This is a genomic window from Providencia sp. 2.29 (assembly GCF_015832305.1).
Classification (GTDB): domain Bacteria; phylum Pseudomonadota; class Gammaproteobacteria; order Enterobacterales; family Enterobacteriaceae; genus Providencia; species Providencia stuartii.
Window position 1 is genome coordinate 2,197,771 of sequence record NZ_CP065420.1, and the last position, 25,359, is coordinate 2,223,129.

General features: G+C 38.8%; 28 protein-coding genes and 1 riboswitch. Of the genes, 10 read left to right on the top strand and 18 right to left on the bottom strand.

The window, feature by feature from the left end; genetic code table 11:
- Window positions 1-1,179 precede the first annotated feature (1,179 nt).
- The 8 genes from I3B46_RS10045 to I3B46_RS10080 all read right to left on the bottom strand — a co-directional run bounded on the left by I3B46_RS10045 (window position 1,180) and on the right by I3B46_RS10080 (window position 7,002).
- Complete coding sequence (locus I3B46_RS10045; RefSeq protein WP_053109978.1) at window positions 1,180-2,067, bottom strand: hypothetical protein; 888 nt, start codon at window positions 2,065-2,067, stop codon at window positions 1,180-1,182.
- Window positions 2,068-2,282: 215 nt separating this feature from the next.
- The gene (locus tag I3B46_RS10050) at window positions 2,283-2,600 is read right to left on the bottom strand and encodes a DUF1634 domain-containing protein (protein WP_004920497.1); all 318 of its coding nucleotides are present in this window, start codon (window positions 2,598-2,600) and stop codon (window positions 2,283-2,285) included.
- A gap of 1 nt (window position 2,601) precedes the next feature.
- Window positions 2,602-3,447, bottom strand: a complete 846-nt coding sequence (locus tag I3B46_RS10055) for a sulfite exporter TauE/SafE family protein (protein WP_060561059.1) — start codon at window positions 3,445-3,447, stop codon at window positions 2,602-2,604.
- A gap of 15 nt (window positions 3,448-3,462) precedes the next feature.
- On the bottom strand, window positions 3,463-4,206 hold the full coding sequence (locus I3B46_RS10060; RefSeq protein WP_014656098.1) for a GntR family transcriptional regulator: 744 nt from the start codon (window positions 4,204-4,206) through the stop codon (window positions 3,463-3,465).
- Window positions 4,207-4,419: 213 nt separating this feature from the next.
- Window positions 4,420-4,635, bottom strand: a complete 216-nt coding sequence (locus I3B46_RS21780; RefSeq protein ID WP_231405918.1) for a hypothetical protein — start codon at window positions 4,633-4,635, stop codon at window positions 4,420-4,422.
- A gap of 136 nt (window positions 4,636-4,771) precedes the next feature.
- The gene (locus tag I3B46_RS10070) at window positions 4,772-5,098 is read right to left on the bottom strand and encodes a helix-turn-helix transcriptional regulator (RefSeq protein ID WP_014656096.1); all 327 of its coding nucleotides are present in this window, start codon (window positions 5,096-5,098) and stop codon (window positions 4,772-4,774) included.
- A 267-nt stretch (window positions 5,099-5,365) separates the two neighbouring features.
- A complete protein-coding gene (locus tag I3B46_RS10075; protein ID WP_104873520.1) occupies window positions 5,366-6,352 on the bottom strand; it encodes an SDR family NAD(P)-dependent oxidoreductase in 987 nt (328 codons plus the stop codon).
- A gap of 95 nt (window positions 6,353-6,447) precedes the next feature.
- A complete protein-coding gene (locus I3B46_RS10080; RefSeq protein WP_231405919.1) occupies window positions 6,448-7,002 on the bottom strand; it encodes a TetR/AcrR family transcriptional regulator in 555 nt (184 codons plus the stop codon).
- 475 nt (window positions 7,003-7,477) lie between these two features.
- Here I3B46_RS10080 and alr point away from each other — a divergent pair, with 475 nt between their 5' ends.
- Both alr and I3B46_RS10090 read left to right on the top strand, forming a co-directional pair.
- Window positions 7,478-8,701 carry an alanine racemase gene (alr, locus tag I3B46_RS10085; protein WP_004920471.1) on the top strand — a complete coding sequence of 408 codons (1,224 nt, stop codon included), beginning with the start codon at window positions 7,478-7,480 and terminating at the stop codon, window positions 8,699-8,701.
- A gap of 207 nt (window positions 8,702-8,908) precedes the next feature.
- Window positions 8,909-9,646, top strand: a complete 738-nt coding sequence (locus tag I3B46_RS10090) for a phosphatase (protein WP_004920468.1) — start codon at window positions 8,909-8,911, stop codon at window positions 9,644-9,646.
- A gap of 44 nt (window positions 9,647-9,690) precedes the next feature.
- Here the strand turns inward: I3B46_RS10090 and I3B46_RS10095 are convergent, their stop codons facing one another.
- Window positions 9,691-10,161, bottom strand: coding sequence for a GNAT family N-acetyltransferase (locus I3B46_RS10095; RefSeq protein WP_053109985.1), 471 nt, complete (start codon window positions 10,159-10,161; stop codon window positions 9,691-9,693).
- A gap of 215 nt (window positions 10,162-10,376) precedes the next feature.
- On the opposite strand from I3B46_RS10095, the gene I3B46_RS10100 reads away from it, so the two are divergent.
- From I3B46_RS10100 to rlmA, 3 genes are all read left to right on the top strand, one after another.
- Window positions 10,377-11,690, top strand: a complete 1,314-nt coding sequence (locus I3B46_RS10100) for a serine hydrolase domain-containing protein (protein ID WP_163762039.1) — start codon at window positions 10,377-10,379, stop codon at window positions 11,688-11,690.
- A 585-nt stretch (window positions 11,691-12,275) separates the two neighbouring features.
- Complete coding sequence (locus I3B46_RS10105; RefSeq protein ID WP_004920458.1) at window positions 12,276-12,473, top strand: hypothetical protein; 198 nt, start codon at window positions 12,276-12,278, stop codon at window positions 12,471-12,473.
- 107 nt (window positions 12,474-12,580) lie between these two features.
- Window positions 12,581-13,402 carry a 23S rRNA (guanine(745)-N(1))-methyltransferase gene (rlmA, locus tag I3B46_RS10110; RefSeq protein WP_104873646.1) on the top strand — a complete coding sequence of 274 codons (822 nt, stop codon included), beginning with the start codon at window positions 12,581-12,583 and terminating at the stop codon, window positions 13,400-13,402.
- A 45-nt stretch (window positions 13,403-13,447) separates the two neighbouring features.
- Here the strand turns inward: rlmA and mntP are convergent, their stop codons facing one another.
- From mntP to pabB, 8 genes are all read right to left on the bottom strand, one after another.
- Complete coding sequence (mntP, locus tag I3B46_RS10115) at window positions 13,448-14,032, bottom strand: manganese efflux pump MntP (protein WP_014656091.1); 585 nt, start codon at window positions 14,030-14,032, stop codon at window positions 13,448-13,450.
- 6 nt (window positions 14,033-14,038) lie between these two features.
- Window positions 14,039-14,217: riboswitch (yybP-ykoY riboswitch) on the bottom strand.
- Between the two features lie 151 nt (window positions 14,218-14,368).
- On the bottom strand, window positions 14,369-14,827 hold the full coding sequence (locus I3B46_RS10120; RefSeq protein WP_004920450.1) for a DUF986 family protein: 459 nt from the start codon (window positions 14,825-14,827) through the stop codon (window positions 14,369-14,371).
- 90 nt (window positions 14,828-14,917) lie between these two features.
- Window positions 14,918-15,769, bottom strand: coding sequence for a PTS mannose transporter subunit IID (locus tag I3B46_RS10125; RefSeq protein WP_004920447.1), 852 nt, complete (start codon window positions 15,767-15,769; stop codon window positions 14,918-14,920).
- A 13-nt stretch (window positions 15,770-15,782) separates the two neighbouring features.
- Complete coding sequence (locus I3B46_RS10130; protein WP_004920443.1) at window positions 15,783-16,583, bottom strand: PTS mannose/fructose/sorbose transporter subunit IIC; 801 nt, start codon at window positions 16,581-16,583, stop codon at window positions 15,783-15,785.
- Between the two features lie 87 nt (window positions 16,584-16,670).
- The gene (gene manX, locus I3B46_RS10135) at window positions 16,671-17,642 is read right to left on the bottom strand and encodes a PTS mannose transporter subunit IIAB (RefSeq protein WP_204282976.1); all 972 of its coding nucleotides are present in this window, start codon (window positions 17,640-17,642) and stop codon (window positions 16,671-16,673) included.
- Window positions 17,643-18,297: 655 nt separating this feature from the next.
- A complete protein-coding gene (locus tag I3B46_RS10140; RefSeq protein ID WP_014656089.1) occupies window positions 18,298-19,662 on the bottom strand; it encodes an L-serine ammonia-lyase in 1,365 nt (454 codons plus the stop codon).
- A 173-nt stretch (window positions 19,663-19,835) separates the two neighbouring features.
- Window positions 19,836-20,396, bottom strand: coding sequence for a CoA pyrophosphatase (locus I3B46_RS10145; protein WP_104873518.1), 561 nt, complete (start codon window positions 20,394-20,396; stop codon window positions 19,836-19,838).
- On the bottom strand, window positions 20,389-21,756 hold the full coding sequence (pabB, locus tag I3B46_RS10150) for an aminodeoxychorismate synthase component 1 (RefSeq protein WP_104873517.1): 1,368 nt from the start codon (window positions 21,754-21,756) through the stop codon (window positions 20,389-20,391). The genes I3B46_RS10145 and pabB overlap by 8 nt, the downstream gene beginning before the upstream one ends.
- Before the next feature lie 155 nt (window positions 21,757-21,911).
- Here pabB and I3B46_RS10155 point away from each other — a divergent pair, with 155 nt between their 5' ends.
- Together I3B46_RS10155 and yebF are read left to right on the top strand one after the other, a co-directional pair.
- Window positions 21,912-22,097 (top strand): YoaH family protein, encoded by a 186-nt coding sequence (locus tag I3B46_RS10155; RefSeq protein ID WP_004920422.1) that lies wholly within the window; start codon window positions 21,912-21,914, stop codon window positions 22,095-22,097.
- Window positions 22,098-22,274: 177 nt separating this feature from the next.
- The gene (yebF, locus tag I3B46_RS10160) at window positions 22,275-22,640 is read left to right on the top strand and encodes a protein YebF (RefSeq protein WP_004920419.1); all 366 of its coding nucleotides are present in this window, start codon (window positions 22,275-22,277) and stop codon (window positions 22,638-22,640) included.
- Window positions 22,641-22,720: 80 nt separating this feature from the next.
- Here yebF and I3B46_RS10165 read toward each other — a convergent pair whose 3' ends face one another.
- Window positions 22,721-22,951, bottom strand: coding sequence for a DNA polymerase III subunit theta (locus I3B46_RS10165; protein ID WP_014656087.1), 231 nt, complete (start codon window positions 22,949-22,951; stop codon window positions 22,721-22,723).
- Window positions 22,952-23,344: 393 nt separating this feature from the next.
- Here I3B46_RS10165 and ftnA point away from each other — a divergent pair, with 393 nt between their 5' ends.
- The 3 genes from ftnA to copD all read left to right on the top strand — a co-directional run bounded on the left by ftnA (window position 23,345) and on the right by copD (window position 25,324).
- On the top strand, window positions 23,345-23,848 hold the full coding sequence (ftnA, locus tag I3B46_RS10170; RefSeq protein ID WP_004920416.1) for a non-heme ferritin: 504 nt from the start codon (window positions 23,345-23,347) through the stop codon (window positions 23,846-23,848).
- A gap of 190 nt (window positions 23,849-24,038) precedes the next feature.
- A complete protein-coding gene (copC, locus tag I3B46_RS10175; protein WP_004920415.1) occupies window positions 24,039-24,425 on the top strand; it encodes a copper homeostasis periplasmic binding protein CopC in 387 nt (128 codons plus the stop codon).
- A gap of 2 nt (window positions 24,426-24,427) precedes the next feature.
- Window positions 24,428-25,324: a copper homeostasis membrane protein CopD gene (gene copD / locus I3B46_RS10180; RefSeq protein ID WP_104873516.1), complete on the top strand. Its 897-nt coding sequence runs from the start codon at window positions 24,428-24,430 to the stop codon at window positions 25,322-25,324.
- The last annotated feature ends 35 nt before the right edge of the window (window positions 25,325-25,359 follow it).

Here is a 25,359-nt window from a genome sequence, read left to right on the forward strand (position 1 = left end):
CTATGGTCATTATGGCGAAATCCATGACATATTAATTAACTACTATTATGGGATGGGAATTTTTTACTTCATTTATACCATATCTACTGTGTTTATTTTTTATTTTTACATAAAAAAAAACAGCATATTTAAACTAGTTTTAATATATTTAGCCATACCTACACTAGTTCCTATGATAAGTTGGTTTTTTTATTCTTGCATAAAAGAGTCCATATATAGAAAGTCTTGTTTTGATATGACTATGTATGATTTTTTTATAAAAATATTTATTTCATTTATTGGTTCCTACTCTTTTATTTTTGTTGTTTCCTCAGTGATAAGTGGCTTTCTGTTTTGGAGTACAAAAAAGATTTATTTACTTTGTTACAATAAAAAGAAAATTTAAGGAGTCACCCCAAATGGAGTTTTATTGAAAAACAAATCGGAAATGCGTTAAATATAGATAATCTCCATTTGATTTTAGTGATCTCCCCCTCAAACAGCTGATTTAACATTGAAAAAACACACTCTGTATTCCATTGAATACGGAAAAACTGAGTCTTGATGAAAAAAGAATTTGTTATCAATGAATTAGAGCCAAAATTAAATTTATCATATGACTTATTTAATTTATGGAATTTAAGACTAACATTGTCATGGTATTAATTTAACGGGAAATAAATTTTACTGATTGTTTTTAAGTATTTAGTTTTTTTCTCTCATAGGGTAAGAAACAAAAAACTCTATTTTGATATATTTAACTCTCCTCTTATGTTTAAAAATTGAACTAAAATATCGACAAGTAGCAAAAAATAAAAAAATTCTGCGTATGGTATGGATGATGGTACTGAGAAAATCCACCTTTCTAACTAGCTGTTATGTTAATGAATATTCTTATCATTGATAATTGAGTGGGAATAATTTAGCTATTGTTGATAACAGTTTTTAGTTGTCGATAAATTCAAAGGCATCAGTTACTTACTGTTGCTTTTTTTGTTTTTAACAGTCTTTAATCGTTGATAATTACCGATAATTTTGACGCTATCAGAAATAATAACGGCTAAAAAGGGCGATCAAGCTATTGGTAGTATTAAAATTAAGAATCCAATTGAGCTTAGTTACTCAGAAAATTTAGCGAATAATGCTTTAATTATCTACGTAGTCAAAAAATCTCTTAGCCTTAATATATCGCCTATATTCTTATAGTTCATTGTTTAGCCCATCAAAGTCGACTTCACCTGTTATTTTATCAATATCAAAATAAGCGACAACGGGAGTGGTTTCTGGATCAGCACCTCCCCCTCGACAGCGCGACGACTGGTGATCTTCACGTACTAATAAACGAAACCTATTATTATCATTTATACCTTCATAAAAGTGGCAGGAATATTCTACATTCATCCAGAGCGAAACAACTCTAATGGCTAAATCAAGGCTGGATGGATTAATATCATTGCGATAACTGTCACCATGATTTAACTGCCACAACCGCTCTTTTTTTATCCATCCTCTAACAATTTCACCCGTTGATGTATAATAATTAACAAGAATAAATGTACCTTCAGCATCTTCTTGCCCTGAAACTTGGTCTCCAGGGATAACAAATACGTCGTCAACGATGCATGAGTCATCAGGTGCTGAGTAAAAATTCGCTTTTTTATTACCGATAATTTGATAGTGATTATTCTTTACAGGAAAACTAATACCGATTTGTTGTTCTTTTATATTCGCACACTTTTTAGAGGTTGTGATTTTACTTTTCAGACTTTGAAAAAATTGTGCTTGTACCCATCCTGTGACAAATTGATTATTTATATCTCGATAACGAATATATAAATACTCTACACCCTTTATTTCACCAATTTCACGGAAGACTTCTACTTGATCACCTGAAATAATAAATGTTGCTAATCGGCAATTCTTATCCGGTGCAGAATAAAAATAAGCTCTACTTCCGTCTTTGACTACCATTGTTTGGTAATTAAATCCAGCTTCAGCACCATATATAGAAGCGATCAGATCGCATTGCTCATTGGCATGTAATGATATTGAAAATAATAACAAAAAATATAAATAGAACCGTTTCATTTTATTCTTTGAAATTCAGGATAGAGAGTTTCCTTTTTATCAAACATATAATGAATTTGCTTTAGGATTATGATTAGTTATTGCTAAAGTACGCTAAACTCCCATCTGGGCTAGTTTTTCCATCTGGTGAATAATGTTCCTTATTTTCTACAGAGAAGGCTCTAAAACAGACGTATAAACTTTTGTGATCCAAGAAGAATAGACAACACGTCAGGCTAGGGGAGGTCTATTTCAATAAATACACCTGCCGCTATTGTACATAGAACAAAACAAGCAATCGTAGCGTAGAGATAATCGTGCTCACGTAAAAATAGCACTAGCATGAGTATGACTCGAGCAACAGGAAGAAAAATAAATAAAATAATACCTATTTTTATGATGGGATAACCGCCGAATGATAATGGGAAATAGGCAGCAAGTGCATTGATAATAACGCCGATGGCTATCAGTACTGTCGCAAACCATGTACCATACCAGAGCAAATTCGCAATAAGTTGATCCCGTATTTCTATATTTCTTGTGAGCTTCTTCATTCTACACAGACTCAACCAAAAGTTGGATATCAAAAGCACTTAACAGCATTTGAACTGCCAATAGTGCGAGAATGATGACGAAAAAGATCCGCAATTTTTCCGCTGGTAACCACATCAGTAAGCGCGCGCCAATGAGCGCACCAATAACCGAGCCTAAAGTGATAGGCCCCGCAATATCAATATCGATATCACCACGAACAAAATAAGCGCAGGCACTGGCAGTCGCAGTAACACCGATCATAAAGTTTGATGTGGCAGAAGAAACTTTAAGAGGGAGTCGTAAAGCAGAATCCATCGCAGGAATTTTAAGAACACCAGAACCAATACCGAGTAGTGCGGAAAGTAAACCTGCACCGTACATAAGTAACATACCGAGTGGTAAATGCCCTATTTGATAACTGACTTCTTTTCCGACATGATCAGGGTAGCTGGCGTGTAATTGTAATCGACTTGCCCAGCTTGTAGGTGGAGAAGTGACATGATGTGTTTGATGCCTTCGAGTCAACATTTGTTTAGCAGAAAGCCCAAGAATAATAGCGAATAGCCCATATAACACTGGCGTTGAAATTATTCCGATAAGAAACACACCCGTTAATGCTCCAATCGTCGTAGCCGTTTCAAGAACGATGGCCAATCTTACATTTGCAAGGCGTCTTTTAAGAAAGGGAGCAGCACTCACACATGAGCAAGCAATCACAGAAATAAGACTTGCTCCGATCGCAATATGAATATCAATACCAAAGATGAATATCAGGATGGGTACAATAAAGATACCACTTGCCATACCTAATACACCGCCAAGGGCGCTTGCGCTAAACGCAGCTAAAACTAGCCATAAAGATCCCATGACTTAATTTCCCTATCATGAACGGTCACGTGGACGTCGAACCAAGCGAGTCACAAAACGAATTAGATCGCCACGGTAATAGAGTTTTTCGTAATCAATAGGGCGATGCCCATGAGTATAGGATGTACGTTCAATCATAAAGACAGCACCCCCCGGCTGAATATTGAGAGCCTGTGCGACTTCAGCAGAAGCGGTAACCGCTTCAAGTCGATATTCTGCTTCGGTCAGTGGTAAGTGATATTTATCTTCCAGTAGAGAAAAAATTGGCTCAACATCAAGGTTATGCGTAGTGATCTTTTCACCAATCTCCTGTGGTAGGTACGTCTCATCAAAAGACATTGCGACACCATCGGCTAGACGGACGCGTTTAATTTGCATCACCAAGCTGCCTGTGGAAACTGAAAGCTGCTTAGCGACATCGGCTTTAGCGGGCACGACCTGTGTTCCGAGCAAACGAGCCGTTGGTGTACGGCCTAGAGCCAACATATCTTCAACAAAGCCTGTCAATTCGGTCAACTCTTGTGTGATTTTAGGCTCTGTGACGAAAGTGCCTTTGCCTCTTCGGATTTCGACTTGCCCACGAGAAACTAGGTTTTCAATAGCCTTACGGATAGTCGTTCGGCTGACATTGAACCTTTCGACCAATTGTTCTTCGGATGGGAGCTGACTACCGGGGGGTAAAATACCGGTAGAGATGTCAGCTGCTAAAGCCGCTTGGACTTGAGCATAAAGTGGAGTGTGTTCTTGTTCAATTTTCATTCGCTAATCATGACATCATGATGTCGTAATGTCAATTTACTAAGCGTAAGATAATTGAAGATTGAATTTTTTATTAGGTGATTAAGAACAAGGCTAAGCATCATTAAAGAGGCGATAAAATACAAAGCCTTAGCTAAGAGAGGGAGTATGGATAGATGGTTTTTACGCGTGAAGAAGTATTAATCGAATGGTCGGAAAGTGATTGCCGCCTTATTAAATGTTCAACCTTAAATTCGCGTTTACCTCGTCGATTAATGACTTTGGCACATCCCATTCCTTCGCTAACGTTGGCCATTTCGAGACATGTTCAATCGTTTCATCGATGACTGCATTACCGAAGTCATCGGGTAGGGAGTCTGCGATTAAACTAGGAAGGCCTTTAAAGGTGTTAAAGTCTAATTCTGGGAAGCGAAATATTGTTGAAGACAAAGGCATTTTTAAAGGGGATAGTTCAATCCTTTTTTGAGAAAACTGGGTTCGTATTCAAAAGCACCAATCTTTCTCTCTGTATCAAAACTGAGTGCACCGATGGTTTGATTATGATAATTGACATTAATAACTTCCATTACCATTCAATGTGCTCCTCTTCATTCTCTTGTCGCTGACCAGATGCTCTTTGGCGCTTTTTTCCTTGTAATTTAGCTAGTTGTATAGGTGAAATAGGTTTTGAAGGTAAAAATAAATCAAGTTGCTCCGTTAAATTTAAAGCCTGCATGATAGCGATAAAAATTTCTAGTTGCGCTTTACCTTTCTCAGCATTGATAACTGTTTTACGTGCGACACCAGCAAATTCTGCGACCTCAGATTGCGTTAGGTTTTGATTCAAGCGAGCCTGTTTTAATCGTTCTCCAAGTTGCTCTGCAAGTGCAATAGCACTTATTTTATTATTCATATAAAGACCCTATTTGGTGACTTTAAATGCAAAAATAACCGATAATGTAACTATTATGGTACTTTATTTTTATTAAGTAAAGGTTGCTGGTAGTGTAACCAAAAAAGAACTTTAGCATAAAAATACTTATTTAAAGTAACTAAAATGGAACTTTATAAAAATTAGTTTATTTGTTTTGATAAACCGCGTAAAGGCAAACATGCCTGAAAGCCCCTTAATTGAAAAGGGGCGGATGGACTAGATAACTTTTACCGTGCAAAGGGGTAATTAAGTTATCGGCAGTGAACTATTCTGAGGAAATGCTTCACCAACCATTTGTTCGCTTTTTAGCCATAATGCTTTGGCGAGTTGTGGGTCGATAGCATAAGTGCGAAGACCGAAAAAACCCGGTCCATCATTAACTTGTGCAACTTGGCAATCTTCGCAATATTGACCACCAATTTCATCCGCATCAGCGACGGCAGCAGCCCATACGGTGGTTGCTGCACCTTGTGGGATTGTTTTAGTTTCTAAACTGGATAAACCGGCTTGCTGGTTAAGTGAATTGATCATGGTGCCAATTTCGGCTTGATCTTCGGCTGACATATTGCGGCTCAAGTTAGTAGCAATATTACCGGGGTGAATAGCGCAAGCGCGAATACCCAGATTGCGATAACGGCGGTCAAATTCAACAGCAAATAAAATGTTGGCAGTCTTTGAACGACTATAGGCAAGTTGTGGCTGATAGTCAGTATAGGAGAAATTAAGATCGTTAATATCAAAATCGAATAAACGGTGTCCTGCTGAGGAAACGCTAATAACACGAGAGCCTGAATTTAATAAAGGTATTAGGCGATTAACAAGTACAAAATGACCTAAGTGGTTAATACCAAACTGAGTTTCAAAACCATCGGCAGTATGACCAAATGGTGTCGCCATCACACCAGCGTTATTAATGATAATATCAATTGGTTTTCCGGCTGCGAGTAGGTTGTCAGAGCATGTGCGTACAGAGGCAAGCGATGAAAGATCTAATTCAACGAGCTCGAAACTGCCTTGTGGGTTAGCGCCACGAATAGCGTGAGCTTGCTTTTCACTTTTAGCAGTATGGCGAACGGTACCAATAACATGAGCGCCACGTGCGGTTAATGCTCTAGCAATTTCAACGCCAAGACCAGAAGAAGTTCCTGTAACGAGAATACGTTTATGACTTAAATCGATGTTATTTAAAACGTCATCAGCGGTGGAGGTGGCACCGAATAGGTTCTTTTTCATGTAATTCTCCTTAATATATGAGCACTAAAAAAGCCCCGCGCTCTTAATTTCAATATGGAAAACAATTTACTACATGATGGTGATTGACTGATTTTTTAACAAATCGAAACGGGAGCTGTAAAACAGTCAACGAGTATTTTTGTGCGTTGAAATAATTCGGTGGTGGTTGGGTTATCTGCAAGTTGGCCATTTAATGCCAATAAAAAGACCTTTGCTGCCATCTCATCTTGTAAAATGACTGCAACACATTGCAGGATAAATTGCTGGTGCTGCTGCACAATACCAGGGGCAAGCTGCTCACAGATATCATAAAATTCTGCACCCATCGGTGCGCCTATCCTGTCAGCCCAAGGTTCGAGGATCAGTAATTGGCTAACTTGCATTAAACGCTCTTGTGAGGAGCGTTGTGAGTGAGCCACTTTTTTGGCGCTAGGTTGCCTTGATACCAACCATTCAACAAATACGTTGATAAAAATTTGCTCTTTATCTTTAAAATGTTTGTATAACAGTGTACGAGAAAGATGGGCTCTGTTCGCAATATCCTCAAGTGAGGTTTTTTTAAATCCAAAATTTAAGAAGCACCAACGAGCAGATTGTAAAATATGCGTTTGTCGTTGATTAATTTCTTCTTGGTGCATCTTTATTGGCACATCCACGCTCCATATAGGCTAATGCGAATTTGACATTATTAGATAATCTTATTTGGATGTTGACAAAGTTAACTAATATTGTCAATTCGTCAAAATAACTAGATGTAAAGCTCGCTTTATGGAAGTGACTAAATACGTTACTTCCATGATGGGCTAAATAACGTTGATAAATAGCATGATTAATCGGGTTTGTATGCGCGTCATAGAAACGTACTTTTAGCTAATGCCGATAGGAAAACCTTTTTTAATGTAAATTTATCAAATGGTTATGTTTGTTTTGTTGAATGGCTTGGTTATTATTTGCCCTTAATCAAAATAATTAATTATTCACTTTTACTGCATTAATTGCTTGTTCAAAATATTCAACTTGATATTATTTCTATCCTATATGCATCAAATGTATATTTTCACTCTCCATAATTATAAAAATAATTTATTGGAGAATCTATTTCATTGATTACTAAGGATATAAAAGATGTCATTTCGGTTGAGATATCTTGCTTTACTTCCTCTATTGGTCGCAACAGCTTGCCAGCAACCTGCAAACACCAACACCAAAGCGATCCCTGACGCACAAGTCCAACCCATTATTGTGAATAATTCTTGGATAGAAATTTCTCGTAGTGCACTCGATTTCAATATTAAAAAAGTGCAGGCGTTGCTGGGGGATAAGTCATCGCTTTGTGCTGTATTGAAAGGGGATGCGTATGGTCATGATTTGACGCTGGTAACGCCTCTGATGATTGAAAATAATGTGCAATGTATTGGCTTAACAAATAATCAAGAATTTAAACAAGTCAGAGAGTTAGGTTTCAAAGGCCGTTTGATGAGAGTGCGTAATGCCACTGAACAAGAAATGGCACAAGCAACAGCCTATGACGTTGAAGAGCTTATCGGTAATCTCGATATGGCACAGCGTTTAAATGATATTGGTAAAAAGCAAAATAAAGTAATACCAATCCATTTAGCGTTGAATTCAGCGGGAATGTCACGTAATGGGCTAGAAGTGAGTCATGCGCAAGGCCTCAATGACGCAAAAATGATTGCTCAATTACCTCAGCTAAAAGTTGTTGGCATCATGTCGCATTATCCTGAAGAAGATGAGGCTCAAATCCGCAAAGATTTAGCGAAGTTTAAAAAGCAGTCACAACAAGTCCTTGATGTAACTGGATTGAAGCGTGAAGATGTCATTTTGCATGTGGCGAATACCTATGCAACCATCACTGTACCTGAGTCATGGCTTGATATGGTGCGTGTTGGCGGTATTTTCTATGGTGACACGGTAGCAACGAAAGACTATAAGCGTGTCATGACATTAAAATCGAATATTGCCTCGGTGAATCATTACCCTAAAGGAAACACGGTCGGTTATGACAGAACCTATACGCTAAAACGTGACTCTGTATTGGCTAATATTCCTGTCGGTTATGCTGACGGCTACCGCCGAGTATTCAGCAATGCGGGGCACGCATTAATTAATGGGCAGACGGTGCCTGTATTAGGAAAAACATCAATGAATACCGTGATGGTCGATGTGACTGACTTAAAGCAAGTCCAACCCGGAGATGAAGTTGTTTTCTTTGGTAAACAAGGTAATGGTGAAATCACTGCCGAAGAGGTTGAAGATATCAGTGGAGCATTATTTACTGAAATGTCAATTCTTTGGGGAGCGACCAACAAACGTATTCTTGTCGATTAAAGATAGCATTGCAGTAGGAAAAGAGAGCGAGTAGATATTCGCTCTTTTTATTTGTTATTTAGGCGTGTCACTGCTGATATTGGCGTATCCATTAAAATATGAGTTATGGCATCGCTATCGTAATAACATCTTGATATGTTAGCTTGAATGATCATTTGATTATTTGATAGTGTCGGAAGGCACACAATAGAATTAGAAGGGTAGCATATGTATCAAGTTGATTTGCATGCGCATACTATTGCCAGCACACATGCCTATAGCACGGTTAATGAGTATTTTTCCGAGGCAGCACGTAGAGGGATAAAACTGTTTGCCATTACAGATCATGGCCCTGAAATGGACGATGCTCCACATCAGTGGCATTTTGCCAATATGCCTATTTTGCCACGTATTGTGAATGGCGTTGGTTTGCTCTACGGTATTGAAGCGAATATTAAAAATAAGCAAGGTGAAATCGACTGTAATGAAAAAATGAACAGGCAATTAGATATTATCTTAGCGGGCTTTCATGAACCAGTTCTTGCACCACAAAGTCAGGCGGATAATACAGAAGCGATGATTGCCACAATTCAAAGCGGCAAAGTACACATTATTACGCATCCGGGGAACCCTAAATACCCGATTGATATTCGTGCGGTTGCTCAAGCAGCAAAAGAGTGTAATGTCGCATTGGAAATGAATAACTCATCATTTTTGCATTCTCGCGTTGGCAGTGAATCAAATTGTCTGGCAATAGCTAAAGCAGTGAAAGAAGTGGGTGGCTGGGTTTCATTGGGCTCTGATTCACATTATGCGGGATATTTAGGTAATTTTGATAAAGTGGTTGAGATGTTAACCGCGATTGATTTTCCCCAAGAGCAGATCTTAAATGTCACTCCCCGCAGGGTATTGGATTTTCTTGAATCACATGGAAGAAAAGCCATTCCTGAATTTGCTGATTTTTAAATTATAAAGCCGTTTAGTCATCATTAAACGGCTGAAATAGGTTGCTAAAGCGATAAGGTCATATTAATACAAGGAAGATAGCTTTGAGCTAATGCAGAATAATATTGGCCTTTGTTTTGAGAAATAAACCCTTGTTTTTGATAAAACCGTTCGGCATTAGGTGTCGATTCTAAAGTGAGTTGTTTGATATGACGGGATTTAGCTTCTTGTTTGATCCTGTCCATAATTAAACGGGCTGCGCCTAAACCTGAATATTCAGGTAAAGTAAAAATAGCATCAACACTGTGCTGTTTAAGGTTTAAGAAACCTGTGGCGATTGGAATATTAAGCTCATTAACAACCACAAAAAATGGATTTTCTTCCACCATAGTTCGATAGCTTTCTGGCATTTTGTCTGGCGTCCACGCCATAATCACACTATGGCTAAAGCTTTGTTTACAAGAGTGACGAATCGCGTTATTTCTGATAAACCAAAGTTGTTCGGCTTCAGATGGTACAGCGAGTCTAATTTCCATTAAGCCCCCAGTTACATAATAAATTTCTGTGTTATCAAATCAGAAATCAGATTAATAAACAACTTAATCACCAAAGTACTGCTGAAGATTAAAAGTAATCCCATAAAAGAGCCGTATCCCTTCGTCTTTTTGGTCGATAGCGATAATAAAATCCAACGCTAAGATATTAATGACAATAAAAAGAGCTAGTTGTTATTATTATAAAAGGTCACCCTATGAAAAAATACAAAGTAAATGTATGTTTATTCTCGGCTTTATTCTTTACATCGCTCTATGGTTATGCAAATCAAACTGACAACGAATGTCATGTGCCTGCTTTATCGCAATGCCCTCAGCCTGTTGATAGTCACTACCCAAATGTTAAAGACATGCTGACATGGGATCAAAATGAACGATTGCTTGGTTTTCGTAATGATTACCGCTCTTACCCCGGAGATGTATTCCATGCAATTAATCCCAAACCGCTAGAAAGAGAAATTCAAAACTTAGTTGATGTCACTTACCAATTGAAAGGGATGACATATAACCTTGATGACTATATTAAGCGTAATGATGTTACCGCGTTAATGGTGATAAAACAGGGAAAAGTCGTCTTTGAATATTATGGTAAAGGAAACACGCCAAAAACGTTATGGACCTCGCGCTCGGTCGGAAAATCAGTTGTTTCAACTCTAGTTGGGATAGCACTACAGGAAGGTAAAATAGCCTCATTAGACGATGCCATCGTTAAATACAATCCAAGTGTTAAAGGAACCGCTTGGGAAGATGTGACAATAAGGCAGTTGTTACAACACACCTCTGGGGTTGAGTGGGGGGAAGATTATGAAAACCTAAACTCAGATTTTGCCAAAATGACCGAGTGTGAAGCAAACCCGAAAATCTATGAGTGTGTGCAACAGTTAGTTATCAATCCTAAACGAAAATCCTATGCAAAAGCTGGGGAAGTGTGGCAATACAATTCAGGCGGTGCGTGGTTATTAGGGGATACACTTGAAAAAGCAACGGGTGTATCGATAGCACAATATCTCGAAAATAAGATATGGCAACCTTTTGGTATGACGAGCGACGGGGTATGGCAAAGCTATGAATTAAATAAACATAATACAGGGGCACATGGTTTTAATGCCACGTTAGAGGATTGGGGTAAGTTTGGGCTATTTTTTGCAGGGAATGGAGTCTTGCCAGATGGTCACAAATCATTACCGGATAATTGGGTGAATGAGTCTAAAAGCTGGGTACAAGCGAAAAACTCGGTGAATCCAAGTTACCCAGAAGGGATCTATGGCTTTGAATGGTGGAACAATAGCGTTCCGCAAAAAATGCAAAATGCACAACCTAAAGAGGGCCTAGATGGGAACAATACATTGTGGGCATTGGGAATTTTTGGGCAAATTATTGTGGTCAATCCAAAAGAGCAGCTAGTCATTGTTCAGTGGTCCACATGGCCAGTTGCTCATCCAGCAGAAGATGGGCAGCCGTTAGAAGCCTCATTAGTTTTTAATGCAATTAATAACTATCTAAGCAAATAATATACTTAATAAATATGAAACGATCGCTCAATTAAAACAAGCGATCGTTTTTATATGTAAAAAGAGCTAATTTGGAAAATAAAAATAGATTGACTCCTTGTTGAGCTTTCATTGATATTTCACAGCCAATAGATGACGATTTTTTTGATTTTTTGCCTATCGGATAATTTAAAATATTGCAATTTGAGTTATGTGGTTTTTTATATTTACTTTGAGGCGTTAAAATGGCTTCTTTATCATGATATTACTCAATAAATAAATTCAATTGGTTTTTGTGAGTGTCTCGCCTTTTGTTATCTTATTGTTTTTGTTGGATAAATAAATCAATGAGTAATTGGTGTTATTTTTTTAATAAAAATGAATAGGTAAAGAAAATAAAGTTATCACTAAAAGGAATTTTCTATCATTAGACTCATTGTTAATAAAGTAAATAGAACATCAACAAATCGCATAAATATTACCTCATAAATAACCTATAAAAAATTTATAAATCTTTAAGTTTTTCCTATTGTAGTGTATTTAAAAAATATGATTTATTGATATCGCAAGAACATCCTTGTATACATAAATTTGAAGGTATTTAGAATGAAAAAGTTATTAGCAATTGCGACGGTATTGTCATTAGCCATTTCGGGTTCGGCACTCGCTGCAGGTACAGCAAAAGAGGGGAAAACATCGCCTACGGTGAAAACACAGCAAAGTAGCCAATCGCATTCATCGAGCAACAGCAAAGCTCATAATCAACCAGTAAAGAAAAAGACTCCAGACTCTACTAAAGGTTAATGAGCCACCACTAATGTCAATCCAGTCTCAGTGCCATGGGAAATATACAGCCCGTGGCGCTGAATCTATATGGTATACTGCTTTTTATTTATCAAGATATACCTGTTATGAGCTATCAATGCCCCCTGTGTTTTAGTCCTTTAAAGTTGAATAATAATAGTTGGCAGTGTTCCAATAACCATCAATTTGATCGTGCAAAAGAAGGTTATGTGAACTTACTGCCAGTACAACATAAGCGTTCTAAGGATCCTGGTGACAGTGCCGAAATGATGCAGTCTCGGCGGCAATTTTTAAATGCAGGTCATTATGATCCAATGCGTCAATGTGTGACTGAGAAATTAGCGCAATACCTTTCTGAGCAGAGTGAAAATGTATTAGATATTGGTTGTGGAGAAGGGTATTACACTGACTATTTTATGCAAAGCTTAATAAAACAGCGGGCAATTAAAGCTGTTTTTGGGTTAGATGTATCAAAAGCCGCTATTCGTTATGCAGCAAAACGCTATACATCAGTCAATTTTTGTGTTGCCTCTAGTCACCGTTTGCCTTTCCCTGAACAAAGTATTGATGCAATTGTTCGTATTTATGCACCTTGCAAAGCGGAAGAATTAGCTAGAGTTCTGCAACGTTCGGGAATACTGATTACTGTAACACCGGCTCCTGAACACTTACAGGAATTGAAACAGTTGATTTATAGTGAGGTTAAATTACATCCAATTAAAGAAGAAGCCTTGCCGCAATTTAAATTAGTGGATGAAACCAATTTAAAGTACTCAATGCACTTAACAGGGGATGAAGCATTTGCATTATTACAAATGACCCCTTTTGCATGGCGAGCTTCTGTGGATGTTAAAAATACATTACAACAGTCAGAACCAAAAGATTATACGGCTGATTTTCTGATACGGGTGTATCAACTTATTGATTAACAAAATGAGATTACTCCCCCTACCAGTTCAGTAGGGGGGTATAAATTATGCGCTGTACATAAATACTTCGAGATGTTCGAAGAGGATATTAAAGCCAATAGCGATTAATACTATCCCACCGATAATTTCTGCTTTTTTTCCTAATAGTGGCCCCACATAACGACCAATCATCATACCTACCGTGGCCATGATCATGGTCATGAGGCCAATTGTCATTGCGGTATGCACAATATCAACTTGTAAAAATGCAAGACCAAGTCCGATAGCCATTGCATCAAGACTAGTGGCAATAGCAGAAAGTACTAAGCTAAGAGAGCTGTTGCGTGAAGGCGGTGTGCAGCAGTCATCATCGCTTTTGGCTTTAATACCTTGCCAAATCATACGAGAGCCAAGAATGAAGAGCAGGCCAAAAGCAATCCAATGATCCCAACGAATAACATATTGGCTTGCGAGAATACCAATTCCCCAGCCTATAATTGGGGTGAGTGCTTCAATAATACCGAAAATAAAACCAGTGCGGAGGATCTCTTTAAAGCGGGGTTTGTGCAGAACAGCACCTTTACAGATAGCGACAGCAAATGCGTCCATGGAAAGGGCGAGTGCTAAAATAAGCGTAGCGTAAAAGCTCATAATATAAACCTCGGTTGGGTGCATCCATATACACATGAATTACCCCCAACCAAAAGGCTTATTCATGTGTCTATGGTCTTGCCAACCAAGATGGCGTCCGCACCACGTTTAAAAAACAAACGAGTATGTTGATACGGACATTCTGGATATATTTCCAGAACAGGCTACTCCCCAATGACGTGGTTCGAAAGATATCATAAATTAATTGAAAGGCAACACTTAATTTTATGTGGATATTAAAATTTATTGAGAATAATTTTCATTTGCAGAAATAAAAAAATTGAGGTTAATTAAATTTGTTATTAACCTCAATCTTAATGTGAATATATATAACCATTATTTATGATTAATGAAAAACTCATATATTCTTTGTAAATCATCAAGTTGAGAAACTTGAATATGGATTTTCTTATGCTCTAATCCGATAATTAGAATTCCGTCTTCTGATAAATTCATTGTTTTTATTCTGTCGTACAATATAAATGTGTTTGCAAAATAAAAACCTGTTTGTTTAAAAAATAGCTTTGGTGCTCGAATAAAAGCCAAATAGACTGACATTAAAATTGTAACCATTAATAAATAAGTGGTTAACATACTACCGTGTCGTGAAATATTGGTATAAATAACGATACAGATTAAGACAATAAAGATAATTGCATCGACACGATGTTTACGTCTGAGGTTAATTTTGAGTAGGGTTTTTCCCTTAAGTAAATGTTGAATAAACTCATCGTAAATTGCATACAGCAGCATCAGTAAAATAATAATGGCTAGTATGAAATCATTTAAGGTCATTTTCAGTGCCCTTGGCTAAGTAAACGTGCTAGAGAGCTTAAAAGTAAAAATGGGAGGCTGCAACCTCCCATTTCAGTTTATTACAGCAAATTATGGTGCTAAGAACTTCAACCAAGCACCTAAGATACCAAGGCCAAAGAAGCCAATGATGATCCACAGTGGGTTAACTTTACGGCGAAGTAGCCACATACATGCAAAAGTTAGTAATAATGGAACTAAACCAGGCATCAAATCATTCAAAATATCTTGAATGGTTTTGATTTCCATAACTTTTGTTGTTGGGTTCTCAATATTGGAAACAACGACGGGAATGTTGACCTTCGTCCATTTATTCACCAAGGCACCCATAACAAATAGCCCCAGTATTGATGCACCTTCAGTCAGTTTTTGTAAGAATCCGCCACCGATATCTTGAACAATATCAACCCCTTTTTTATAGCCATACGCAACGCCATAGTAGAGCGTTAATAGGCGAACAAGGTTGAATAGAACAAAGAAGAGGATTGGGCCGAGTAGGTTACCAGTCATTGCAATACCGGCGCCTAGGGCTGCAAATACAGGACGAACAGTACCCCAGAAGATTGGGTCACCAACCCCGGCAAGAGGTCCCATTAAACCCACCTTAATACCGTTGATGGCACCATCATCAATATCTGCACCATTCGCACGTTGCTCTTCCATCGCCATGGTGACACCTAAAACAGGCGCAGCAACGTAAGGGTGGGTGTTAAAGAACTCAAGATGGCGTTTGATTGCTTGTTTACGCTCATCGTTATTTTCAGGATACAGGCGACGGATCACCGGAACCATTGAATAACAGAAGCCCAGCGCTTGCATACGTTCAAAGTTCCAAGAACCTTGTAACAAGTTAGAACGCAAGAAGACGCCGCGAATATCGCTTTGTGTAAGCTTTTTCGCTGTTGGATTTGTTGTATCTACCATGGTTGCGCTCCTCCTAGTCTAATTCATTATCAAGGTTGTTGTTGCTATTATTTTGTGCGACAACAACTTGAGATTTATTGTATTTCGGGCTGAGTTGGATATACAGGATAGCCATAACCGCACCGATCACACCCAGCGCAACAAGGTTAAATTCGGTAAATGCCGCAGTAACAAAGCCTAAGTAGAAGAATGGCATTAGATAGCCTGCACGCATCATATTGATAACCATTGCATAACCGACAACAACGATCATACCACCAGCAATGTTCAGACCATCAGTAACGACCTGTGGAATTGAATCCAGTAGTTCTCTTACCTCAGAGGTACCAACAGAAACTGCAACGATAAGCGCTGGGATCGCAATACGCATTGCTTGAAGTAATAATGCAGAAACATGGATCCAACTGATAGCAGTTAAATTACCACTGACGGCAGCACGGTCAGCAGCATGTTGGAATGCAACGGTAACGGTACGCACAATAATGGTAAGGACTTGTCCAGCCGCCGCCAGTGGAATTGCGATGGCGATACCAGCCCCGATATTTTGTCCACCAGCAATGACCAGAATGGTTGAAATAATTGATGCAAGTGCGGCATCAGGAGCGACAGCAGCCCCAATGTTCATCCAACCTAATGCGATCATTTCCAGCGTACCACCGATGATGATACCGGTTTTCATATCTCCCAAAACGATACCGACAAGCGTACAGGCAACGAGTGGGCGATGGAACTGGAATTCATCGAGAATAGAACCCATACCAGCGATACAGGCCACGATGAAAACCAGTACTATTTGAACAACGGTGAGTTCCATTGTTTAATCTCCTGTAACCAAACAAGTTTGGTAAATCTGTTTTCGAGTAATGGTTAAAATTAAATAATATTAACGGTTTAACTAAGACTAATTTTTAAATTTTTTAATCAAATCCATCATCTGAACTTTGCTGTCAGAAGCGACTTTTCGTACTTCTAATTCAATATTTTTATCATTCAGATAGTTGAACGCTTCAATATCTTTTTGGTTGATAGAAACCGCATTCGTAACTTGAGTTTTTCCTTCATGGAACGCCATACCACCGATATTGACAGAGGTGATATCAACACCAGCTTCAACCAAACGTTGTACATCCGTTGGGTTTGTGAACAATAACATGACGCGTTCGCCTGCGTATTTTGGGTTGTTATAAACACGAATACACTTAGCAATATCAACGACATGTGCTGTTACGCCAGGAGGAGCAACTTGTTTTAGTAATGTTGAACGTACCTGATCTTTTGCCACCTCATCGCTGACGACAATAATGCGTTTAACGCGAGTTTCTTTTGTCCAGCGTGTAGCTACTTGACCATGGATTAATCGGTCATCAATACGCGCAAGTGCAATCACCATATGTTCGCCAGGGCCAGCAGTGACTGTTTGTACTGGAGCAGGTTGTTGAACGGGTGCTGGGGATGGAGTAGCAGCGGCTTCTGGCTCTTTAAATTTCAGTGCCCGAATACCACCACGGCCTGTTTCTAAAGCAACGGAGATTAATTCGTCTATTGAAGGGTTATCGTCACGACACATAAAAGTTTCAACTAACATAGGCACATTAACGCCAGTGACTATTTCATAGTTTTCATGCTCGTTTACGATACGGCTAGCTGCGTTAAAGGGACTACCTCCCCATGTATCAACTAAAAATATTACCCCCTGGGAGGTATCTAAATCAGCTAGTTTTGCTGTGTACTTATCAAATAGGGTGTCTGCGTTTTCCCCTGGTACAAAGTCAATAAACGAGACATTTTCTTGCTCGCCTATCAACATTTCGGTGGTTCGTAGAAGTTGCTCTGCCGCCACACCGTGTGTACCAATCATAATAGCTATACTCACTTGATTTCCCTCTTAACAGATATAGAACGGAATTTGTAAATCAGGTCAAAATTGAATCAGCTTAATTAAACCTCCTAATAGAAAATGATATTGATAATTTTAGCTGAATAAATTCACTCTATTTTATTCAGTTAGAAAACTGTTAATTTGCTAACCATTAGAGTCAATATCCGTAGCATAACATTTCGCATTAGTGTAAAAACTTGTTTTGCGTCAGAAAATTAAAAACATGTATTTTATTTTAAATAAAATACATATATTGTCTGAGTATATTGGTTTTATTAAATAAATAAACTATATATATGGCAAAAACAGTGTATGTGACTGTTATCGGTAACAAAAAAGTAGCAAAAAGAGTAAGGGATTTAAAATGTTGAGCAAAAAATAGACGAAAAATGACACGTTTCAGCAGTAGGAAGTTCTGAAAAACGTTTGTTTTGTAAACAAGGGATTTAAGTAACGATCTAATTAAGTTTTTGTTACAAATTAAAAATAGAAAAGCCAAGTAGGCGAAAAATGACGTATTAAAGATCACCCTAAACAATTAAGTCAGATAATAATCAACAATACTTGATAAAAAATGCCGCGTGTTTAATCAAAGTAAAATACGCGGCATCGGTGAAGTGATTCAATTAATGACTAGTGAATAAAGACCCTAGTCACATTGGACTTTTATTGCTAAACCTCCGCGAGAAGTTTCGCGGTATTTGGCATTCATGTCTTTGCCCGTCTCGTACATCGTTTCAATCACTTTATCGAGAGAAACACGTGGCTCACTCGTACGGCGGAGTGCCATACGTGTTGCGTTGACGGCTTTGACGGATGCAATCGCATTACGCTCAATACAAGGTACTTGAACTTGTCCTGCAACAGGGTCACAGGTTAAACCAAGGTTGTGCTCCATACCGATTTCAGCGGCAACACAAACTTGTTCAGGGCTTCCACCAAACAATTCAGCAAGACCTGCCGCTGCCATTGAGCAAGCAACACCAACTTCGCCTTGGCAACCCACTTCCGCACCAGAGATAGACGCATTCATTTTATAAAGAATACCAATAGCCCCCGATGCAAGGAAATAACGTGTGTATAATTCCGGCGTAACAGGCTCAATGCAGTGGTCGTAATAAGCCAAAACCGCAGGAACGATGCCACAGGCACCGTTGGTTGGGGCAGTAACAACGCGACCACCTGCCGCATTTTCTTCGTTAACCGCTAATGCAAACATATTAATGAGATCAACGACATTCATCGGGTCATTGGACAGTTTGCTTGATGATGTGACAAGACGGTTCAATGCCGGCGCACGACGAGGTACGCGCAGTGGCCCCGGTAGAACTCCCTCGGTATTTAACCCGCGTTCAATACAAGCCTGCATGGTTTTCCACACATCGGCAAAATAGGCATCGATCTCTTCTTTCGTGTGAAGGTCAAGCTCATTCTTCATCATCAAGCTAGAGATGGATAACCCCGTTTTTTTGCAGTGAAGCAAAAGTTCTTCTGCTGAGTTAAATGGGTAGGAAACGGGTTTACTATCCAGAACAGATTGACCAAAATGTTCCTCATCAACAATAAAACCGCCACCAATTGAGTAGTAAGTTTTGGTATAAATTTCTTCTTCGCCTGCAAAGGCATGGATAGTCATACCATTTTCATGTAAAGGCAGATTATCTAGGCGGAAGTTCATTCCACCTTCCCGTGGGAAATCTACCGTGTGAGTGCCGTTAGCTAAGGGTAGCTTTTCAGTCTTTTCAACGTTTTCAATAAAGCCAGGAATAGATTCGATATCAACAGTAGCAGGTAAATTGCCAGCAAGGCCCATAATGATTGCAATATCAGTATGGTGGCCTTTTCCAGTGAGTGAAAGAGAGCCATAAACGTCGACCGCAATGCGTGTGACGCTTGGTAATAATTGTTTGCTTACCAAATCATCGACAAATTCTTTTCCCGCCTTCATTGGGCCGACGGTATGAGAGCTTGAAGGACCTATGCCCACTTTAAACATGTCGAATACGCTTATCACGCAGGACTCCTTAAAAAAAGTAGATATTTAGTGATTTATTTTAAAGGGCGCTACTTTACTGTTATTTAGTAGTGTTAACCAGTAAGTTTAAATTATTTTTTAAAATAAGGTAGTAACAAAAGGCCAATTGCTACAGAATAGCACAAAATGTATTCAATTACGGCACAAAATGACTACTTGAGTTGCAGAGCTAGCTGATGAAGGATGGCGGCAGTGAGACCCCAAACGAGATGTCCGTTATGCCAATAGAAGAAAATACGGTTACTTTGACCAGCACGTTTGATATCAACATATTTATGTTGATTCAGTGATAGCGCATCAAATAGCGGAACCTCGAATACAGAGGCCACTTCACTAGGATTAGGGCGATAATTAATGCCTTCGGGGAGCAGGCCGACGATTGGGGTGACTTCGTAACCGCCAATACTTTGTTGTGGCGAGAGTTGCCCAAGTACTTGGACTTTCTCTGGGGGAATAGCCACTTCTTCATAGGCTTCTCGCAGCGCGGTAGTCACTAGAGAGCCATCTTCAGGGTCACGTGCCCCTCCTGGGAAAGCCACTTGTCCGGCATGTGAACGCAAAAAAGGGGAACGCTGCGTTAATAATAATGTGGGCGTGGTTTTATTGATAATAGGCAGAAGAACGGCAGCAGATTTGCTCGCCGTCCGTTGAGTTCGGCGAGTCACTGGCAGGGTAAACTGAAAGCGGTTTATAAACTCATTCAGTTCAGTCATCGTGCTCTACTTCTCCTAACACGGGTAATATCAGCCGTAACTTATCAAAGGTTTCTTGATACTCTTTATCCGCTTGGCTATCTGCCACAATACCACCGCCAGCCCAGCAAAAAATCCGTTTTTTATCTGTTAACAGTGTACGGATGGTAATGTTGGTATCCATTTTGCCACAAAAACTAATATAGCCTATAGCGCCACAATAGCCATGACGACGATGAGGTTCAAGCTCTTCAATGATTTGCATCGCACGAATTTTAGGGGCACCAGTAATTGAGCCTCCCGGGAAACTTGCACGCAGAAGATCTGTTGCCGTATAGGGTTTATCAAGTGTTGCAGTAATTGTGCTAACTAAGTGATAAACCGCTGGGAAGGCTTCGACAGCGAATAATTCAGGGACCTTGACTGTTCCTGGTTGTGCAACTCGACCAATATCATTACGGAGTAAATCGACAATCATCAAGTTTTCAGCACGATCTTTAGGGGAATTCGCCAATTTTTCGACTTGCATGGCATCGGCGTGTTCATCCTCTAAACGAGGTAGTGTGCCTTTGATTGGACGTGTTTGTATCTCACCATCTTGTAACTGAATAAAGCGTTCAGGCGAGATGCTGATCACCGCATTATTAGGAAGACGAATGAAAGAAGAGAAAGGGGCGCGATTTGCTCGGGTTAATAATAAAAATGCATCCCATTCATTACCCTTATATTTTGCTTGAAAACGCTGCGCTAGATTTATTTGATAGCAATCACCGCTACGCAAGTATTCATGTATTTGGCCGATTTTCTCGTGATACTGCTCTTGTGACATATTTGAATGCCATGAACTGGTAAGGGCGAACTTGGTTTTACGTGAAGCTTTTTGTTTCTTCAACCAATCAAGGCGTTTATTGGTATCAGAATAACTGAATAAGGTGACCGTTTTTTCTTGATTATCGACAATCAACGCCCATTGATATATCCCAACGGCCATATCTGGAAACGATAAATCCGTAGTCGCTATGTGTGGCATTTTTTCGATACGACGACCTAAATCGTAGCTCCAAATACCGAGAGCACCGCCAGTGAAAGGAAGCGTATCATCACTAGCATGGTCAGGGGCGTAGTGTTCAATAGTTTGTTGAAGGAGGTTAAATGGGTCTGCGTCTGAACTCTCAACCGAGTGCGGGTGGGTGATCGTCGTTTTATCACCAATAGTGGTTAGCGTTGCAATAGGATCAGCCACAACAATATCGTATCTGTTATGCGAATGCTCGGCATTGCCTGAATGGAGCAGCATTGACCAAGGTTGATGGGCTAGTGGCGTAAAATAGTCAATAGCAACATCAGGATAATAGGGGAGTTGTATTTTATTGATAACCATTTGTATATACTAAACGCTAAGTCGATAAAAAAGAACTGATAACCAGATTAGCATATATCTTATCTTAAGAAGCCAAGAGCTGTTAAAATTAAGCTAAAATTTTTTATTTTCTCTCCGCACGATTTAAAACTAACCAGTTAAGAAGGGGTTTTGACATGTTTTCAGGTATGCCAGCGCTTAATCATCAACAACAGCAAGAAGCGGTTGAACGTATCCACCAATTAATGGCTGATGGGATGAGTAGCGGAGAAGCGATTGCGCTCGTTGCACAGGAAATCCGTGAAAGATACAAAGATAAAGAGCAGATCCAAGTACGTTTTGATGAAGAAAATGAACGTTAACAAAACAAACTATTAACATTTATGCTAAAATCTGATACATATTAGTTAAGTCATACCATTCTGGCAGTTTATAATTATTTCTACTATTTTAGTTATATTAGATAAATGTCGTATAAAATTAACTATGGTCACTGATATAATTTGTTACCCAACATTTTTATAGGGATCGGAGGAAGCATGAAGGCTGGTAAGAAAATTGGTTTTGCTTTAGGTGGCTGCGCACTGTTATTTAGTTCGATTGCATTCAGCGCCAACCAAGAAGAAGGTAAAGCGGCTCCGTTTATTAGTTGTGGAAAATTGGCAGAGCCTCAAATTGCTGCACAAGTTAAAAACGATTTTATGAATAATCGCTTGCCACGTTGGGCAGAAGAAAAGGCATTAGTTGGTAAAAAAGCCGTCGCATGGGTTAATAATCAAGATGTGACGAAAACAGAGACGGGTTACCAAGTGCCATTAACAGTCAGAGGCTCTAAGCAAGATCTGCAATATAATGTGACTGTTGATTGTGAAAAATCCACTATTACATATCACTCTGTAAAATAATCTATCTCGATTTGTAGCGATGTCCTAAAAAGGAGAAGTGATGCTTCTCCTTTTTAGTTATTCGTGCCTAAAAATCATATTTAGCGATTTTTGGGCTCGTAGGGTAGACGAGAAAAATGTTGTGAAAGCTGGCGGTAGTGGGCTAACCGTTCACGAAAATAGGCTCTAAGGTGCTCAGGTTGCTCCTGCTCGACAGCTTCTGCGATCACGGCAACATTATAGCGCTCTTTAAAGGCAACCCCCGAGGCTTGTAGGTCAACATTGACTTTATCCATTTCGTCTTTGGGTAACAATGCAAGGTTATGACTCATATCCACTCTCAATCACTTCAATGTAGAGGGGGTAGTGTAGCAATTTATCGGAAAAAATCACTAGCTGCCTCGTTACTTATGGCGTAAATATAGGGAAATAATATTTTGAATTGATTGAGAGAAATAATTATTTTCACGTAAGATTATATTTAATAACTCAACTATTGATTATAATGAGAATGTATTATTTTATTAAATAACAATGATAATTTTTTTCATTAAAACACAAGTAAATACCACTAAGGATAATGAGATTGATTATTATTAATTTTACAAAAAGTTATTAATTATCAGTAAATTGTATTTTTTTGTTTTATTATTGTTTTAGGGTTTTAATTATTTTTAGAATGTGCATAATAAAAGCATTAATCTTGATAACTAAGGAAAGAAAATATGTTAACGAATGACATGATCAATAAATTAAATGAGCAGTTAAACCTCGAGTTTTATTCTGCGAATTTATATTTACAGATGAGCGCATGGTGTAGCGATAAAGGTTTTGAAGGTGCTGCGGCATTTTTAAAAGCACATTCTCAAGAAGAAATGGAGCATATGCAGCGTTTATTTGACTATCTTAGCGATACTGGTGCACTGCCAAAATTAGGTCAAATCGCCGCGCCTCCTGTTGATTTCAAATCAATCGGTGATGTATTTACGCTGACTTATCAGCACGAGCAACAAATTACTGCGGAAATTAATAAACTGGCTCATTTAGCCATCACTACCCAAGATTATTCCACATTTAACTTCTTACAGTGGTATGTTGCTGAACAACATGAAGAAGAGAAATTGTTCAAATCAATCTTAGACAAATTGGATATGGTCGGTGAAAGTGGCAAAGCGCTATTCCTATTGGATAAAGATTTAAAAAATATGTCTACATCCGCCCACGTTTAATATAAAACATCAATAGGTTCATGATTTGTAGTGATTAATTTCAATGCTCATGAGCCTTTTTCTTTTCATTTTGTGTTGATAATCACATCTTCAACAGCCAAATTCATTTTTTGGCAGCGAAAGCTTGTTTCTTTCGTATAATGATTGCTAAATAATCCAAATTCACCTGCAAATTAAGGGGTTACTAATTATGGCAATCTATCAAATCAAATCATCTTGGCGTAAATTGAGTGCTGTTGCAGTCCTATTTTTAGGTATGTCATTTCAACAGGCATTCGCTCATGCGCACTTAAAAGATCAACTACCAGCAGAAGGTGCGGCGGTTGAAAAGGCTCCTGAATCAATCACCCTTAATTTCTCTGAAGGTATTGAGATTAATTTTGCAAAAGTGAAAGTGACGGGGCCTAATGACAGCGTCGTGAAAACAGGCAAGCCTGCGTTAGATTCAAACAATGACACCAAGGTTATCATTCCAATTGAAAGCAAATTAGAAGCAGGAAAGTATGATGTAAATTGGAGTGTGGTATCCGTTGATGGTCATAAAACGAAAGGCGAATATAGCTTTACTGTGAAATAATCATGTCTTTAGAGGCATTTTATACAGTTATACGCTTTTCCCATTTTATTGCTGCGATGTTGATGTGTGGAATGTCAATATTCGCAGCGATATTAAGTGTGGGTGCTTTTAGTCAAATCCTTCGTCGCTATCTTAATCGAACGATTATCTTTAGTGCAGTAGTCACCGTGGTTACAGCCTTTGGCTGGATGGCTGCCCAAGCTGGGCTGATGGGGGATGGCTGGGAAGAAGCACTAGACTTTGATATTTGGTCAAGTGTATTTGGCACAACGTTTGGGCTGGTTTGGCGTTGGGAATTGGTGTTTGCTGTCATCACATTAGGTGTGATTTTTATCCGTTCACAAAATATCCGGCTTTATCTGTTATTACTACTTTCTATTGTGCTCCTCGGTTTACATGCCTTGATTGGCCATGCCGCGATGTATGGTGGTGTCATTGGGGCGTTAAACCGTTTAAATCAATTTCTTCATCTTATAAGTTCAGCCTATTGGTTTGGCGGATTATGGCCGTTTTTGATTTGCATTCAGTTCTTGCGAGATAAAAAAGAATTAGCGCCAGGCTTAGATAAGCAAATTTTTGCTAGTTTGATCCGTTTTTCTCGTGTAGGGCACGTTGCTGTCATTATTGTTGTGGTGACAGGCATAATCAGCTCGATGACATTACTGCCAAATTGGCCGTTTAATTATACCGGTTCAGAATACCAATCGTGGCTTTGGTTAAAAATCAGCTTAGTTGCACTAATGGTCATTTTAGCCTTAGTGAACCGCTATATACTGGTCCCGAATATTAAAAGAAAAGGGCGGTTACAGTATTTGATTATTAATAGTTGGATTGAGCTACTGTTAGGTACTACGGCAATTTTAGCCGTTGCTATTTTTGCGACCTATCAACCTGTATAATCACCTGATAGTGAACTTGATGTTTTAACAAGGTA